General features: G+C 72.6%; 16 protein-coding genes. All 16 read right to left on the bottom strand.

What is annotated here, in order from left to right; translation table 11 throughout:
• Window positions 1-24: 24 nt before the first annotated feature.
• The 16 genes from ACK8GG_RS19695 to ACK8GG_RS19620 all read right to left on the bottom strand — a co-directional run bounded on the left by ACK8GG_RS19695 (window position 25) and on the right by ACK8GG_RS19620 (window position 14,881).
• Window positions 25-207, bottom strand: a complete 183-nt coding sequence (locus ACK8GG_RS19695; protein WP_440350675.1) for a hypothetical protein — start codon at window positions 205-207, stop codon at window positions 25-27.
• Window positions 208-298: 91 nt separating this feature from the next.
• The gene (locus ACK8GG_RS19690; RefSeq protein ID WP_440354957.1) at window positions 299-976 is read right to left on the bottom strand and encodes an ABC transporter ATP-binding protein; all 678 of its coding nucleotides are present in this window, start codon (window positions 974-976) and stop codon (window positions 299-301) included.
• Window positions 970-1,992, bottom strand: coding sequence for an ABC transporter ATP-binding protein (locus tag ACK8GG_RS19685; RefSeq protein ID WP_440350677.1), 1,023 nt, complete (start codon window positions 1,990-1,992; stop codon window positions 970-972). The genes ACK8GG_RS19690 and ACK8GG_RS19685 overlap by 7 nt, the downstream gene beginning before the upstream one ends.
• A complete protein-coding gene (locus tag ACK8GG_RS19680) occupies window positions 1,989-2,921 on the bottom strand; it encodes an ABC transporter permease (RefSeq protein WP_440354958.1) in 933 nt (310 codons plus the stop codon). The genes ACK8GG_RS19685 and ACK8GG_RS19680 overlap by 4 nt, the downstream gene beginning before the upstream one ends.
• Window positions 2,914-3,882: an ABC transporter permease gene (locus ACK8GG_RS19675; RefSeq protein ID WP_440354959.1), complete on the bottom strand. Its 969-nt coding sequence runs from the start codon at window positions 3,880-3,882 to the stop codon at window positions 2,914-2,916. The genes ACK8GG_RS19680 and ACK8GG_RS19675 overlap by 8 nt, the downstream gene beginning before the upstream one ends.
• Entirely contained in the window at window positions 3,879-5,504 is a 1,626-nt protein-coding gene (locus ACK8GG_RS19670; protein ID WP_440354960.1) for an ABC transporter substrate-binding protein, read from the bottom strand. Before ACK8GG_RS19670 ends, ACK8GG_RS19675 begins: the two co-directional genes overlap by 4 nt.
• Before the next feature lie 162 nt (window positions 5,505-5,666).
• A complete protein-coding gene (locus ACK8GG_RS19665) occupies window positions 5,667-6,485 on the bottom strand; it encodes an isoprenyl transferase (protein ID WP_440356975.1) in 819 nt (272 codons plus the stop codon).
• 8 nt (window positions 6,486-6,493) lie between these two features.
• Window positions 6,494-7,309, bottom strand: coding sequence for a DNA repair protein RecO (gene recO / locus ACK8GG_RS19660; protein WP_440354961.1), 816 nt, complete (start codon window positions 7,307-7,309; stop codon window positions 6,494-6,496).
• Window positions 7,310-7,419: 110 nt separating this feature from the next.
• Window positions 7,420-8,526: an acyltransferase family protein gene (locus ACK8GG_RS19655; RefSeq protein WP_440356948.1), complete on the bottom strand. Its 1,107-nt coding sequence runs from the start codon at window positions 8,524-8,526 to the stop codon at window positions 7,420-7,422.
• 172 nt (window positions 8,527-8,698) lie between these two features.
• Complete coding sequence (gene era, locus ACK8GG_RS19650; protein ID WP_440356947.1) at window positions 8,699-9,646, bottom strand: GTPase Era; 948 nt, start codon at window positions 9,644-9,646, stop codon at window positions 8,699-8,701.
• On the bottom strand, window positions 9,643-10,032 hold the full coding sequence (locus ACK8GG_RS19645; protein ID WP_440350684.1) for a cytidine deaminase-like protein: 390 nt from the start codon (window positions 10,030-10,032) through the stop codon (window positions 9,643-9,645). Before ACK8GG_RS19645 ends, era begins: the two co-directional genes overlap by 4 nt.
• Window positions 10,025-11,434 (bottom strand): hemolysin family protein, encoded by a 1,410-nt coding sequence (locus ACK8GG_RS19640; RefSeq protein ID WP_440350685.1) that lies wholly within the window; start codon window positions 11,432-11,434, stop codon window positions 10,025-10,027. The genes ACK8GG_RS19645 and ACK8GG_RS19640 overlap by 8 nt, the downstream gene beginning before the upstream one ends.
• The gene (ybeY, locus tag ACK8GG_RS19635; RefSeq protein WP_440350686.1) at window positions 11,434-11,904 is read right to left on the bottom strand and encodes an rRNA maturation RNase YbeY; all 471 of its coding nucleotides are present in this window, start codon (window positions 11,902-11,904) and stop codon (window positions 11,434-11,436) included. The genes ACK8GG_RS19640 and ybeY overlap by 1 nt, the downstream gene beginning before the upstream one ends.
• 21 nt (window positions 11,905-11,925) lie before the next feature.
• Window positions 11,926-12,984, bottom strand: a complete 1,059-nt coding sequence (locus ACK8GG_RS19630) for a PhoH family protein (RefSeq protein ID WP_440350687.1) — start codon at window positions 12,982-12,984, stop codon at window positions 11,926-11,928.
• A gap of 170 nt (window positions 12,985-13,154) precedes the next feature.
• The gene (locus ACK8GG_RS19625; protein ID WP_440356946.1) at window positions 13,155-14,531 is read right to left on the bottom strand and encodes a serine hydrolase domain-containing protein; all 1,377 of its coding nucleotides are present in this window, start codon (window positions 14,529-14,531) and stop codon (window positions 13,155-13,157) included.
• Entirely contained in the window at window positions 14,531-14,881 is a 351-nt protein-coding gene (locus ACK8GG_RS19620; RefSeq protein ID WP_440350689.1) for a histidine triad nucleotide-binding protein, read from the bottom strand. Before ACK8GG_RS19620 ends, ACK8GG_RS19625 begins: the two co-directional genes overlap by 1 nt.
• Window positions 14,882-14,923 lie beyond the last annotated feature (42 nt).

The raw sequence follows: 14,923 nt of genomic DNA, 5'->3' as shown, positions 1-14,923 counted from the left end.
CGGATCCAGGCTGAGCGGCCGGGGTCAGCGGAACAGGCCGCGCTTCTTCTGCTGAGGGCGGATCATGTCCGCACCCTGGCGCAGCCATCCGCTGGCGCGCGTCGGGCCCTTACCCCGCTCCATGCGCTCGCTGAGCTTGCGGGCGCCGGCCGCGGCGACCGGTACGGCCACCGCCATGATCGCCCAGCCGCGAAGTCCACCCCTCATGTCATCCTCCTGAGTCGTTGCCTCTCCGGTGACCCGGAGTCCTCCGGTTGTCACCCGGCGACGCAGACTCAATACCCCGTCTCGTCGGCGGCTATGCGGCCACGGTCCGCGAACCGGACTCCTGGGACGACAGGCGGGTCACCCGGTGCGCCCAGACGGCGAGCAGCTCCTCGTCGTGGCTGACGGCCAGCACCCCCAGCTCCCGTTCGGCCACGACGGCGCGTACCGCCTGGACCAGCGCGGCGGTGGTGGAGGCGTCGAGCATCGCGGTCATCTCGTCGCAGATCAGGTACCGGGGGCGCAGCACCAGCGCCCGGGCCAGGCAGGCGCGCTGCAGCTGGCCGTCGCTGACCTCGTGCGGCAGCCGGCCCAGCAGGTCGTCGGTGAGCCCGACCAGCTCCGCCACCTCGGCCACCCGCGCCGGCTGGTCGGCGCGGACCCGGTTGGCACGCAACGGCTCGGCGATCACATCCCGCAACCGCAGCCGCGGATCGACCGACCGGCGCGGCGACTGGAAGACCACCCCGATCGCCGTCCGCGCCGCCCGTGGTGCCCGGTAGCGGAACCCGTCGACCGGGACGCCGTCCAGCAGCACCCGTCCCGACCAGGGGCGCTGCAGCAGGGTGAGGACCCGCACCAGGGTGGACTTGCCGCAGCCGCTCGGACCGGCCAGCCCGACCACCTCGCCGGGGGCGATCGACAGGGCGGCGTCGCGCAGCACCGGTTCGCCGCGCCGGTATCCGAATGTCACGTTCTCGGCGGTCAGCACGACACGTCCTCCTTCTCGGCGACGCCGGCCGGCACCGGCGCGGGCCGGCAGGCCACCGCCCGATCGCCGTACGCGCGCAGCGCCCCCGCGCCGTCGCACTCCCCCGGCACCCGGGTGTGGAAGGCGCAGCCCGTCGGCAGCGCCGACAGCTCCGGCGGCTGGCCGGGGATCGGCACCAGACCGTTGCGCGGCAGCGCGCCGAGCAGCCCGCGGGTGTAGTCGTGCCACGGGTCGGCGAGTACCCGCGCGGCCGGGCCGGTCTCGACGAGCCGGGCGGCGTACATCACCGCGAGGTCGTCGGCGACCTCCTCGGCGGCGGCGATGTCGTGGGTGATCAGCAGTACGGCGCGGCCCTGATCGGCGAGTTCGCGCAGCGCGCCGAGGGTCTGGCGCACCAGCGGCCGGTCCAGTCCGGCGGTCGGCTCGTCGGCCAGCAGCACCGGCGCGTCGGCGGCGAGCGCGAAGGTCAGCGCGGCACGCTGGGCCATCCCGCCGGAGAGCTCGTGCGGGTAGCGGTCGAGGTGGGCCGGGTCCAGTCCGGCCCGGACGGCGAGCGCGTCGCAGCGTTCCCGCAGGGCCGCCCGTTCGGCGCGCCCGGGGCGGGTCCGGCGGGTGCCGGCGGGCCGGGCGAGCATCGCGACGGTCTCGGCGAGCTGGTCACGGACGGTGCGTACCGGGGTGAGGTGGGTGGTGGCCGACTGCGGCACCAGCGCCACCCGGCGGCCCCGGACGCGACCGGCGAGGACCTGCTCGGGGCAGCGCAGCAGCTCCAGCGGCGCGGTGTCGTCGGCGCCGCCGAGCAGCACCTCCCCGCGCACCTCGGCGTTGGCGGGCAGCAGCCCCAGGATCGCCGAGGTCAGCACCGACTTGCCGCAGCCGCTCTCCCCGACCAGGGCCAGGATCCGGCCGGGGTGCAGCCGCAGCGAGACGTCGATCGCGGCCTGCACCACGGCGCGGCGGTGGCCGCCGGTGTGGAAGCGCACCGACAGGTCCCGCAACTCCAGTGCGGCGTTCACAGCGACAGCTCCGTCCGTCGGCGCGGCACCAGCCGGTCCCGCAGGGCCGCGCCGCAGGTCGCCACGGCCAGGGTGGCGATGACCAGCGCGGCGGACGGGAAGACCAGCGGCCACCAGGCGCCGAGCATCACCGCTTCCCGCGCCTCGTCGAGGAGAATGCCGAGGCTGGCGGTGTGCGGGGGCAGGCCGAGCCCCAGGAAGCTCAGCGCGGTCTCGTGCCAGACGGCGTGCGGCAGCATCAGCACCGTGGCGAGAGCGGCCTGCGGCACGACGGCCGGCAGCAGGTGCCGCCGGGTCACCCGCCACCGGGAGGCCCCGCCGGCCACGGCGGCGTCGATGAACTCGCGGTCGCGCAGCGAGAGCACCTCGGCGCGCACGATACGGGCGACCGACGACCAGTGGGTCAGCGCGATCGCCACGATCACCGCGGTCAGCCCGCCGCCGTAGAGGGCGACGATGACGATGCCGAGCAGCAGGTGCGGCACCGAGTTCACGGTGTCGATCAGCCGCATGACGAGCTGGTCGACCCAGCCGCCGGCGATGCCGGAGAACGCCCCGACCAGGGTGCCGATCACCGTGGAGACCACCGCGCAGACCGCGGCCACCAGCAGCGACACCCGCAGCCCGGCGGCGGTACGCACGAAGAGGTCCCGGCCGGCGGAGTCGGTCCCGAACCAGCCGCCGGCGCCGGGCGCGAGCAGCGCCCGTCCGTGGTCGGTGAGCCGCTCGTCCAGGCCGGCCAGCCAGGGCGTCAGGAGCGCGTAGGAGACCAGGAGCACGAGCAGGGTGATACCGAGCGCCGGGCGCGTCCAGCCGGGCCGGCGTGGCCCGCGCGGCATGCCCGCGCGCGGCCGGGCGGCGCTGATCCAGCCGCCGTCGCCCGCCGGGACGGGCGCGGCGGGCGGCGCGTGCAGAGTCCGCTCAGCCATCGAGACGCACCCGGGGGTCGAGCAGCGTGTACGCCACGTCCGCCAGCAGCGAGCCGAGCAGCACGGCGACGGTTGCCAGCAGGGTCAGCGCGGCGAGCAGCGGGAAGTCGACGGCGCTCGCCGCCCCGATCACCGCCTGCGCCACGCCCGGCCAGGAGAAGACCTCCTCGACCAGCATCGCGCCGGTGACGACCTCGGCGACGCGCGCGCCGAGCACGGTGGTGAAGGGCAGCAGCGCCCCGGGCAGGGCGTGCCGCAGCACCACCCGCGCCTCGGGCAGCCCACGGGTACGCGCGCCGGCGACGTGGTCCTCGGTGAGCGCCGCCAGCAGCGACTGGCGTACGTGCAGCAGCAGCACCGGGGTCTGCGAGATCGCCAGCACGGTCGCCGGCAGCACCAGGTGGCGGGCCACCTGCCCGACGGTGATCTCCGCGCCGGCGTCGGTCAGGCCGGCCACCGGCAGCCAGGCCAGTCCGAGCCCGAATATCGCGATCGCGCCGAGCGCCACCACGAACGGCGGGACGCCCTCGATGGCGTGGCTGAGGCCGGTGACGGCCCGGTCGACCCAGCCGCCCTGGCGCCACGCCGACCAGATCCCCAGCACCAGGGCGGTGGTGGTGGCGAGCACCATCGCGACCGCCACCAGCAGCACGGTCCAGGGCAGCCGCTCGGTGATCACCTCGGCGACCGGCTGGCGCAGCCAGAGCGAGGTGCCGAGGTCGCCGGTGAGCAGGTCGCCGACCCAGTGCAGGTAGCGCTGCGGCAGCGCGTCGTCGAAGCCCAGCTGTGCGGCGAGCCGGGCCTGGTCGGCCGGGTCCATCGTCAGGTACCGGTCACCGAGGTAGGCCGAGAGCGGATCGAAGGGTGAGACCGCGGCCAGCACGAAGATCGCCACGGAGACCAGCGCGAGGACCGGTACGGCGACCAGCGCCCGGTGCAGCACCAGCCGCAGGATCGTCACTGACGCGTCCAGTCCTCGATGTTCCACCACGGACCCCAGGTGACGCCGTGGGCGTGCGGCTCCAGCACCGGCGTCGTGCCGGTCCAGCCGCCGTCCTTCATCACGTACGTGTGGTGCAGGAAGACCAGCATCACGTGCGACGGGTCGGCGGCGTACTCGGCCTGGACGGTGCGGTAGGCCTCCTGCCGGGCGGCTTCGTCGGTGGTGCGCCGGCCGGCGTCGAGCGCCGCGTCGACTTCGGCGTCGCGGTGCCCGCTGGGGTTGCGGAACGGGTTGGCGGCGTCGTGGTCGGCGTAGCGGGAGTGCAGCGTCGGATAGAGCTGGGTGTCCGGGTCGTACGGGTTGTCGCCGCCGCCGACCAGGCTGGCGTCGGCGGGGATCCGGGGCCGGAACTGCGGGCGGTCGACGGCGTCCAGGCTGACCTCGATGCCGATCTTTTTGGCGTCGGAGGCGAAGGCGAGGCTCAGGTCGCGGCGCAGGATGTCGGTCGGAAAGTACATCAGCGTGAAGGCGGCGCGCTTTCCGTCGCGGACCCGGATGCCGTCGGCGCCGGTCTGCCAGCCCGCGGCGTCCAGGAGCTGCTCCGCCTTCGCCGGGTCGTGGGCGAAGGTCACGGCAGCGTCGTGGTAGTCGCCGAAGGCGTCGGAGACGGGCGTGTACGCGGGCGCGCCGTAGCCGGCGAGGATGCTGTCGACCATCGCCTGCCGGTCGACGGCGTGGTTGAGGGCGAGCCGGATGGCCGGGTCGCCGGCGACCGGGTCGCCGGCGGGCAGGCTCACCGAGCGCCAGTCGGCGCTGGGGTGGGCCACGACGGTGTAGCCGTCGGTGTCGGCGAAGGTGCCGGCGAGCTTCGGGGGCAGCCAGGCGCCGTCGAACTCGCCGCTGGTGGTGCGCTGGGCGCGGGTGTTGTCGTCGGCGGCGATGACGTACGTCAGCTTCTTGACCTGCGGCACGCCGTCCCAGTACGCGTCGTTGGCGACCAGCACGAGCTGGCTGCCCTTGCGCCAGGACTCCAGCTTGTACGGCCCGGTGCCGACCGGTGCGTTGTTCATCGCCGACTCGGTGACCGGGGCCGGGGTGGCGAGCGCCTCGCTGGGGACGATGCCGAGCAGCAGTTTGCGGTCGAAGGGGGCGTAGGAGTACTTGAGCCGGAAGCGCACGGCGTTCCCGTCGGCCTTCTCGACGCTGTCGATCATCTCGTAGGAGCTGACCAGCGGCGAGGAGACGGCCGGGTCGAGGATCGCGCGATAGGTGGCGACCACGTCGTCGGCGTCGAAGGCGCTGCCGTCATGGAAGTGCACCCCGTCGCGGAGTGTGATGGTCCATTCGCGGGCGTCGGCGCTGATCTCGGCCGGCGCGGCGGCGAGCGCCGGTTCGATCCGGGGCCGGCCGTCGGCGCCGGCCGACGCGATCCGGAAGAGCCCGTCGTGGATCTTGCTCTCGCCGGTCTCGGAGTAGCCGGCGATCGGGTTGAGGGTCTCCGGTTCGTACGCGTCGGCGAGCACGATCGAGCCGGGATCGGAGGCGCTGTCGCGGGGATCGGTGCAGCCGACAGCGAGCAGGCCGAGCACCGCCAGCCCGGCCACGAGGGCGGGCCGGGTACGCCGCCCGGATACGGTCATCACAACGATGCCTCTCAATCACCCAGTTCTGGCTGTTGCCAATATCTTGCAACAGCACGCTAGGTGAGCATAGCGAGATGATCCAGCGGATCCCAAAGTACGGTGCGGAACCTGGCGGACGGTGGCGTCAACCGCGGCGTCCCGGCCCGGGCCGGGACCGGCTCACCGGCCGGCCGGCGCGGCCGTGACCGGGGCGACCGGGTTCGGGATCGCCCCACCGAAGCGCCGGTCCCGCTGGGCGTAGAGCTCACAGGCGTACCAGAGGTGCCGGCGGTCGAAATCCGGCCAGAGGGTGTCCAGGACGACCAGCTCGGCGTAGGCGGACTGCCAGAGCAGGAAGTTGGAGATGCGCTGCTCCCCCGACGGACGCAGGAAGAGATCGACGTCGGGAACCTCGGGGTGGTAGAGGTACTTGGCGATCATCTTCTCGTTGATCTTCTCGGGGTCCAACTTGCCGGCGGCGACGTCCCGGGCGATCGCGGCCGCCGCATCGGCGATCTCCGCCTGGCCGCCGTAGTTGACGCAGAACTGCAGCGTCAGCACCGAGTTGCCCCGCGACATCTCCTCCGCGGTCTCCAGCTCGCTGATCACGCTCTTCCAGAGCCGGCCGCGCCGCCCCGACCAGACCACCCGCACCCCGAGGTCGACCAGCTGGTCCCGGCGCCGGCGGATCACGTCCCGGTTGAAGCCCATCAGGAAGCGCACCTCCTCCGGCGAACGCCGCCAGTTCTCGGTGGAGAAGGCGTACGCCGACAGGTAGGGAATCCCCATCTCGATGGCGCCCTCGACGGTGTCGAAGAGCGAGGACTCGCCGGCCTCGTGCCCCTTGGTACGCGGCAGGCCGCGATCCTTGGCCCAACGGCCGTTGCCGTCCATGACCACCGCGACGTGCTTCGGCAGCGCCTCGGGCGGCAGCGCCGGCGGACGGGCGCCGGAGGGGTGCGGGGTGGGCGCAGCGACCGCCGTCCGGCGGCCCCTCATCGATCGCATCACTGTTCCTGCTCCCCTGTCTCCTGCCGTTGCCGGCCTGCCGGCGCCGGATGATCACGGTCCACCAGCGGCAGCGAGCGTAACCCGCGCTCCAGGTGCCACTGCAGATGCGCCGCGACCAGCCCGCTGCACTCGCGCTGGACGCCGGTCCCGGTCGCATCGGCGATCCGCCAGTCCCCGGTCGTCAACGCCGACATCAGCTCGATGGTGGCCGGCGCCGGGTGCGCCGCGCCGGGCGGACGGCAGTCCGGGCAGACCGCGCCGCCGGCCGGCACCGAGAAGGCCCGGTGCTGCCCGGGCGTGCCGCAGACCGCGCAGGCGGCCAGCGCCGGCGCCCAGCCCGCCAGGGCCATCGACCGCAACAGGTACGCGTCGAGGACGAGCGTGCCGGCGTGCTCACCGGCGGCCAGCGCCCGCAACGCCCCGAGGGTGAGCTGGAACAACCGCAGCGCCGGCTCCCGCTCCACCGGGGTCAGCCGCTCGGCGGTCTCGGCGATGGCGCTCGCCGCCGTGTACCGCGGATAGTCGGCCAGGAACCGCTTGCCGTAGAGGTCGATCCCCTCGACCTGGCTGACGCTCTGCAGCGAACTGCCGACGTTGCCCTGCGGATCCCCGGCGAGCTGCACGTCGATGTGCCCGAAGGGCTCCAGCCGGGCGCCGAAGCGCGACGAGGTGCGCCGGACGCCCCGGGCGACCGCCCGCAGCCGGCCGTGCCGACGGGTCAGCAGCGTGATGATCCGGTCCGACTCACCGAGCTTCTGCACCCGCAGGACGAGCGCGTCGTCGCGGTAGAGCTGGCGGCGGTATCCGGACACCGGCCCATTCTCCCCCGGCGGTCACGCGCCGGGGCGGGTCGGGGTCTTCCCCGGCAATTCCCGTGATCCGCCGCCGGCCCGCTACGGCGCCTGCACCGGCAGCGGGGACATCACGACCGACCCGCGTTGACCCGCCGCGCTCCGTTGTCCTCGGCCGCCTCCGGTTCCCGATCGGCGGGCGGCGCCGGCGAGTCGGCCGGCACTCGTACCGGGCCACCCGGCACGAGTTCCGGTCGCCGTCGCGCGGCGATGTCCTCGATCCAGCCGAAGAGCGCGACCGGAATGCAGACCAGCGCGAAGACCAGGCAGACTCGCACGGCTCGCCCCACCGGGTCCTCGTGGGTCCAGCCGGCGATGTCCACCAGAGGCGTGACGAGGGCGACGAAGGGCATGTGCCAGAGATAGATGGTCAGCGCCCGCCGATTGAAGATCGTCACGATTCGGCCGAAGAGGGGGCTGCGGTCGACCCAGGCCGCGCCGGCCGGCGCGAAACCGAGCACCACCAGGATGAAGGCGGCCGACCAGAGCGCGTTGGCCAGCGGAATGTCGTTGAGGTCGTAGCTGCGCGCCCCCTGGTGCGTGAAGGCCCAGGCGAGGCCGGTGACGCCGAGGACGGTGACCAGGGTCAGCAGCAGCCGACGGGACAGCCGCTGCAACAGGCCGTCGTGGTGGGCGAAGCCGAGCATCCAGGCGCCGAAGTAGAGACCGAAGTCCCGCACCACCGGATGGGCCACGACGCCGCCGAACTCCAGCACCAGCAGGAAGACGTACGGCGTCAGCAGCACCGGCAGCGGGGCCCGGCGGAACAGGCGCAACGCCAGCGGCGAGACGAGCACGAACCAGAGGAAGTCCCGCAGATACCAGACCACGCTGAGCGAGATGGCTCCCCAGTCGCCGGTGGTGGGCGCGGCCGGGGGGTCGGTGAGCGGGACCACCCAGAGCAGCAGCTTCCAGTTGAACGCCAGCCCGGTCAGCAGCATCGCCGGGACGAAGACCGCCGCGAGCACCCAGAGCGAGGGCAGCAACCGGCGCAGCCGGCGGCCGATCGCGGACACGCCGGAGCGGTCGATCGAGGCGGCCATCATGGAGCCGGCGAGCGCGAACATCACGGACATCGCTGGAAAGGCGATCGTCATCATGGCCGAGCCGGTGACGTGATAGACGACGACTCTGACGATCGCGAGGAAGCGCAGCAGGTCCAGGTATCGGTTTCGCATCAGTCTGCATCTATGGGACGGGGCGGGAGGCGTTCCTCCTACCCTCCCCGTCCCAAGGTGCATCCAATCCACACGGGGGTCGATTCGTGACGAATCGCATAGCCCCTATGTCTTGCGAAGTGCCGACATATCGAAATATGCGGATTCAGGCCCGAAGCCCTGTCTGCCCGGGTCAGAAGCCGAGCTTGCGCAGCTGCTTCGGATCCCGCTGCCAGTCCTTGGCCACCCGCACGTGGAGGTCGAGGTAGACCTTCGAGCCGAGCAGCTCCTCGATCTGCTTGCGGGCCCGGATGCCGACGTCCTTGAGCCGGCTGCCCCGCGCGCCGATCACGATCGCCTTCTGGCTGGGCCGCTCGATGTAGAGGTCGGCGAAGATCTTGATGAAGTGCTCCTCGGGGATCATCTCCTCGACGACCACGGCGATCGAGTGCGGCAACTCGTCCCGGACACCCTCCAGGGCCGCCTCCCGGATCAGCTCGGCGACCATCACCTGCTCCGGATCGTCGGTGAGCATGTCGTCCGGGTAGAGCTGCGGCGACGGTGGCAGATAGCCGGTCATCACGTCGACCAGCGTCTCCACCTGATGCCCGGAGACCGCGCTGACCGGCACCACCGCAGCGAAGTCGGCCAGCTCGCTGACCGCCAGCAGCTGCTCCGCCAGGCGCTTGCGGTCGACCAGGTCGGTCTTGGTGACCACCGCGACGAGGGTCGCCTTCAGCTCCGCCATCTCGCCGGTGATGAACCGGTCGCCACGCCCGACGGCCTCGTCCGCCGGAATGCAGAGGCCGATCACGTCGACCTCGCTCCACGTCTGGCGGACCAGATCGTTGAGGCGCTCGCCGAGCAGTGTGCGCGGACGGTGCAGACCCGGGGTGTCCACCAGCACCAGCTGGGAGTCGGGGCGGTGCAGGACCCCCCGGATGATGTGCCGGGTGGTCTGGGGCTTGTTCGAGGTGATCGCGATCTTCTGGCCGATGATCGCGTTCGTCAGCGTCGACTTGCCGGCGTTGGGCCGCCCCACGAAACAGGCGAACCCGGCCCGGTACGGCGCGCCGTCGGGACCCGGTGCGCCGTGGGAGAAGCGGTCAGCGGCGCCACCGCGCTCAGGACGGCCCGTCACTGGACGACCGTGCCCAGGACGGTGCCGTCGGGGGAGGCGACGTAGATCGGCGCCTCGGCGGAGAGATCCCGCACGGCGCTGTGGCCGGCGCCGTCGAGGGTGGAGGCCTCGGTCACCACTGCCGCCGCCTCCAGCCGGGACGCCCCCGACGCCGCCGCCGAGGCGACGGCGAGCTGCAGCGCCGTGATGGCCAGGGAGGGCAGGGCGACGCTTGCCGCGGCGTAGGTACGGCCGTCCTGGTCACGCACCGCGGCACCCTCGACCGCGCCGATCCGGGCGCGGGCGCTGCGGGCCAGCGTCACCAGCTTGGCGTCCTCGGCCGCGAGTTCGGTGGGCTCCTCGGTCGGCACGACGGCGACGGTCGACGCGGCGGATGTGTCAGGCATCGGCGGGTTGCCTCTCCTCTGGTTGACGCTGATTCTCGTGGGATCCGGTGCTGCGCGAATTCTTCCGGTCCGAGGCGCGCTCCTCGGGTTCGGCCGGCCGGACCAGGATGGTGTCGATGCGGTTCCGGCGTCCGGTGGTGCCCTCGGCGACCAGGAGCAGCCCGCGGACCTCGGCCCGCGCACCCGGGATCGGCACCCGTCCGAGCGCCTGCGCGAGCAGGCCCCCGACCGTCTCCACCTCGTCGGCCGGCAGCTCCACGTCGAAGACCTCGCCGAGGTCCTCCACCGACAGCCGGGCGGTGACCCGCACCGTGCCGTCGTCGAGCCGCTCCACCGGGGGACGCTCGACGTCGTACTCGTCGGTGATCTCACCGACGATCTCCTCGAGGATGTCCTCGATGGTGACCAGGCCGCCGGTGCCGCCGTACTCGTCCACGACGATCACCAGATGGGTACGGGCCGCCTGCATCTCGGAGAGCAGGTCGTCGACCGGCTTGGACTCCGGCACGAAGATCGCCGGCCGCATCAACTCGGCCACCGGCAGGCCGTCGGTCGCCGGGTCGCCGCCCTGGGCGCGGCGGATGACGTCCTTGAGATAGAGCACGCCGAGCACGTCGTCGACGTTCTCCCCGACCACCGGGATCCGGGAGAAGCCCGAACGCAGGAAGAGAGCGCGGGCCTGGGCGAGTGTCTTGTGCGACTCGATCCAGACCATCTCGGTGCGGGGCACCATCACCTCGCGGGCGATGGTGTCGCCCAGCGCGAAGACGGAATGGATCATCTGCCGCTCGCCGTGCTCGACCACGCCGCGCTGCTCGGCCAGGTCGACCAGTTCACGCAGCTCCACCTGGGTGGCGAAGGGGCCCTCGCGGAAACCCCGGCCGGGGGTGACCGCGTTGCCGATCAGGATCAGCAGGGAGGCGAGCGGGTTGAGGGCGCGGCCGAGACCGCGTACCAGGGGCGCGACGTTGCGGCCGACGGCGTAGGCGTGCTGCCGGCCGAGGGTGCGGGGCCCGACGCCGACGGCGACGAAGCTGACCACCGTCATCACCCCGGCAGCTGCCAGGGCCGCCAGCCAGCCGGCGCCGAAGGTGTCGACCGCCACCAGCGCCACCAGCGTCGTCGCGCTCATCTCGCAGAGCAGACGCAGCAGGAGCAGCAGGTTGAGGTGGCGGACGACATCGGCCACGACGAGCTGGAGGGTGGCGGCGCCGCGGACCTCGTCACGGACGAGTTCGGCGACCCGGGCCGCGGAGATGACCGACAGCGCCGCCTCGGTCATCGCGATCAGACCGGCGAGCACCACCAGCGCCGCGGCGATGAAGAGCAGTTGCAGGTCGGGCAGGCCGGCGGAGCCGGCGGCGAGGCCGGCCGGAGCGGCCAGCGTCAGAGGTGCGGGCATCAGCTGCTCCGTGCCGCCTGCCAGCTGGTCAACAGCCGGGCCTGAAGGGTGAACATCTCCCGCTCCTCCTCCGGCTCGGCGTGGTCGTAGCCGAGCAGGTGCAGCACACCGTGCACGGTCAGCAGGTGCAGCTCGTCGGCGGCGCTGTGCCCGGCGGTGACGGCCTGCTTGGCCGCGATCTCCGGGCAGAGGACGATGTCGCCGAGCAGGGCCGGCTCGCCACCCGGGGTGCTCTCCCCCGGCCCGTGGTCGACGTTGCCCTCGTCCATGGGGAAGGCGAGCACGTCGGTCGGCCCGTCCCCACCCATCCAGCGGTGGTTGAGCTCCGCCATGTAGTCCACGTCCACCAGCAGTACGGAGAGCTCGGCGAGGGGGTTGACCCCCATCTCGTCGAGGGCGTAGCGGGCAACGGCGAGTACGGCGTCGGTGTCGACGGTGACGCCGGACTCGTTGGCGATCTCGATGGACAACTTGTCTCTTCCCTTGACGGTCTAGCGGTTCCGGCCGGTCCGGCCGGCCTGGGCGTTGCGTCCCGGCGCTGCGTGCACCGGCTGGCCCTGCTGGCTGTCCCGGTCGGCGTCCCAGCGGGCGTACGCGTCGACGATCTCCCCGACCAGCTGGTGGCGGACGACGTCGGCGCTGGAGAGCGCGGCGAAGTGCACGTCCTCCACGTTCTGCAGGATCTCCCGCACCACCCGCAGGCCGCTGGTGGTGCTGCCGGGGAGGTCGACCTGGGTGATGTCCCCGGTCACCACGATCTTGGAGCCGAAGCCCAGCCGGGTGAGGAACATCTTCATCTGCTCGGGCGTGGTGTTCTGCGCCTCGTCCAGGATGATGAACGCGTCATTGAGGGTACGGCCCCTCATGTACGCCAGCGGCGCCACCTCGATGGTCCCGGCCGCCATCAGCCTGGGGATCGACTCGGGGTCGAGCATGTCGTGCAGTGCGTCGTAGAGCGGACGCAGATACGGGTCGATCTTCTCGTTGAGAGTGCCGGGCAGGAAGCCGAGCCGTTCGCCCGCCTCGACGGCGGGACGGGTCAGGATGATCCGGTTGACCTGCTTGGCCTGGAGCGCCTGGACGGCCTTCGCCATCGCCAGGTAGGTCTTGCCGGTGCCGGCGGGGCCGATGCCGAAGACGATGGTGTGCGCGTCGATGGCGTCGACGTACTTCTTCTGCCCGAGGGTCTTGGGCCGGATTGTGCGCCCGCGCCGGGAGAGGATGTTGAGGGTGAGCACCTCGGCCGGGCGCTCACCGCCGTCCTGCTCGAGCATGGTCGCGGTACGTCGCACGGCGTCGCTGGTCAGCGTCTCGCCCTTCTCGATGAGTTCGAGCAGTTCGGTGAAGAGCCGCTCGGCGCTGGCGTTCTCTGCGGGGGTGCCGGTGATGGTGATCTCGTTGCCGCGTACGTGGACGTCGCTGCGCACCGAGCGTTCGATGAGGCGCAGGATCTCGTCACCGGTGCCGAGCAGATTGACCATGATCTTGGGATTGGGCACCGTGATCCTGGTCTGTGCCCGGAGCTGTCCGGGAGGCGGAGTGCCGGTCATAGATCGGGCCCGCGGGCCCTGCGCCACCTGCTTCCGAAATCAGGCGTCGCGCCTGGCGGCGCGGCGTGCGGTCGTTGGTCTCCATCGTATCCGGTCGGCCCGGTCCGCACCCGATCCATTTCCGCCCGGCCGGCGGCCCACCGCACCGCGCACCCCACCGGCAGGCCCGCTCAGTCGGGAGCGCGGAAGTCGAAGCCGTCGAAGGCCTCCTGCCGCCGGGTGAAGCGGTACGTGGCCCAGTGCATACGCACCACCCGTCCCTGCCCGTCGCGGGTCAGCCGCAGCAGCTCGCCGACCTCCCGGCCGGAGACGGTGCGCAGCAGATCAGGCCGGCCCGGCAACGGGGCGAAGACCGCCGGCGGCCTGCCTGCCGGGGCGTCGACCGCATGCGCCCGCAGAGCGCCGTCGTGCCAGCCGAAGACGTACTCGTTGCCCTCGCCCCACCAGCGGCCGAGCAGCTCCCGGTACGGCGCGGGGGCCGGCTCTCCCGGCGCCCAGGCGGCGATCCGGGGCGGGTCGTGCTCGGCGGCGGCCGCGAGCAGCTGGTGGGAGAGCTCGTTGACCACGCCGGCGGTGCCGGAGGAGCCGAGAACCGCCACCCCCATCGCCGGTGCGGTGTCCGGGCCGCCGCGGCGGCCGTAGACGCTGGCCAGGAAGCCGGGCATCGCCCCGTCGTGCCCGACGTGCACCACCCGGTCGGCCATCGGCACCAGGATCAGCCCGAGCCCGAAGCCGCTGTTCCAGGCGGCCTCGTCGCTGACCGTGGCCGGCCAGCGCATCTCGTCCAGGGCCGGCGCGCTCAGCACCGTGCCCGCCGGGTCCATCGCCGCCGGATCGGCCAGGAAGGCCGCCCAGCGGGCCAGATCGGGAGCGCTGCCCCAGAGCTGCGCGGCCGGCGCGACCGCACCGAGGTCCAGCTCCGGCTCCGGGTGGGCGTGGTCGGAGTAGGCGTCGACCAGGAAACCCGTGGCGGCGCCGGGGCCCGACCGCAGTGTGACGCTGGACAGGGCCAGCGGCTCCAGGATCCGCTCGGCGAGCACCTCGGCCCAGGTCCCGCCGCGCAGCCGGCCGACGAGGTGCCCGAGCAGCGCCATGCCGAGGTTGGAGTAGTGGAACCGCCGGCCCGGCGGCAGCACCCGCTCGACCCGCTCCAGGTCGGCCAGGAGCCCGCGTACGTCCGGGGCCGACAGGGTGTCCCAGACGTCGCCGTACGGCTCGCGCTGCAGGCCGGAGGTGTGCGACAGCAGCCGCCGTACGGTCAGCTCGCCGTGGGCCGGCACGTCGAGGTGCCGGGAGATCGGGTCGTCGAGGTCGAGCAGCCCGTCCTGACGGCACTGCATCACCAGTACGGCCGTGAAGGTCTTGGTGACCGAACCCATCCGCATCGGGGTGTCGGCGCTCAACCGGGCGGCGTTGCCGGTGGTCCCGACCGCGCAGCGCCACAGCGGCCGGTCGGCGCGGTGCAGCGCCACCGTCAGCGCGGGGATGCGCGCCTCGGCCTGGGCGCGCTGCACCAACCGGGTCAGTCGGGCCGCGACGTCGGTCATCAGCGGGCGATCATCGGGCCGAGCGGAGCGCCACCGAGCACGTGGGCGTGGACGTGGAAGACCTCCTGCCCGCCGTTGACCCCGGTGTTGAACATCAGCCGGAAGCCGTCCCCGAGCAGTCCCTCGGCTTCGGCGACCGCGCCGGCGGTGGCGAGCACCTCACCGGCGAGCCCCGGGTCGCTCTCGGCGAGCACCGCCACGTCGCCGTAGTGCTCCTTGGGGATCACCAGCACGTGCGTCGGCGCTTTCGGGTCGATGTCACGGAAGGCGAGCGTTCGCTCGGTCTCCCGGACGATGGTGGCCGGGATCTCCCCGGCGACGATGCGGCAGAAGAGGCAGTCGGTTTCCACTCCGGCATGCTAAGCGCCCCGCCCGGCGGCCACACCCTTGAT

It is taken from the genome of Melissospora conviva, from assembly GCF_049523535.1.
Classification (GTDB): domain Bacteria; phylum Actinomycetota; class Actinomycetes; order Mycobacteriales; family Micromonosporaceae; genus Melissospora; species Melissospora conviva.
Note: the sequence above shows the minus strand (reverse complement) of the source record. Positions and strands in the feature narration are given on the sequence as shown.